The following is a 638-nucleotide window of genomic DNA, read 5'->3' as shown; positions in this document are numbered from 1 at the left end:
CGGTGCGCATGGTCGGCGCCGTCGGCAAGGACAGCTTCGCTGCCGAGGCGCTGGCGCTGCTGCGCGACGGCAAGGTCGACCTGTCGGGTGTTGCCGAGACCTTCGCCTCGACCGGTACGGCGCTGATCATGGTCGGCGACGACGGCGAGAACATCATCGCCGTGGTGCCCGGCGCCAACGCTTCCGTGTTGCCTGGCGACCTCGCCAAGGCCTTCCTGAAAAAGGGCGATGTCGTCCTGCTGCAACATGAGATCCCGCTGGCGACCGTCGATGCAGCGCTTGACCAGGCAAGAGCGGCCGGCGCCATCACCGTGCTCAACACAGCCCCTTTCCAGGGCAAGGCAGCGGCCTTTCTCGCCAAGGCCGATTATGCCGTCGCCAACGAAACCGAATTCGACCTCTATGGCGAAGCGCTGGCCCTAAATGGCCGCGACCGGGCGGCACGCATGCGCGACTTCGCCGCGAAAACCGGCCGCACCATCGTCGTCACGCTCGGCGGCGATGGCGTGATGGCGGCGACGCCGAGCGATTTCCTCAGCGTTCCGGCCCTGAAAATCACCCCTGTCGACACGGTCGGCGCCGGCGATACGTTCTGCGGTTATTTTGCCGCCGGGCTGTCGTCGGGCCTCACGCTCGAA

Annotated in this window: 1 protein-coding gene; it reads left to right on the top strand. The window is 66.6% G+C overall.

Annotated features, from left to right (window positions below; genetic code table 11):
- Positions 1-638, top strand: a 638-nt coding sequence (locus EN935_RS39225) for a ribokinase (protein ID WP_164771888.1), incomplete at both ends; no start/stop codon positions are given.

The organism is Mesorhizobium sp. M7D.F.Ca.US.004.03.1.1, assembly GCF_003998635.1.
Taxonomy (GTDB): Bacteria; Pseudomonadota; Alphaproteobacteria; order Rhizobiales; family Rhizobiaceae; genus Mesorhizobium; species Mesorhizobium loti.
Note: the sequence above shows the minus strand (reverse complement) of the source record. Positions and strands in the feature narration are given on the sequence as shown.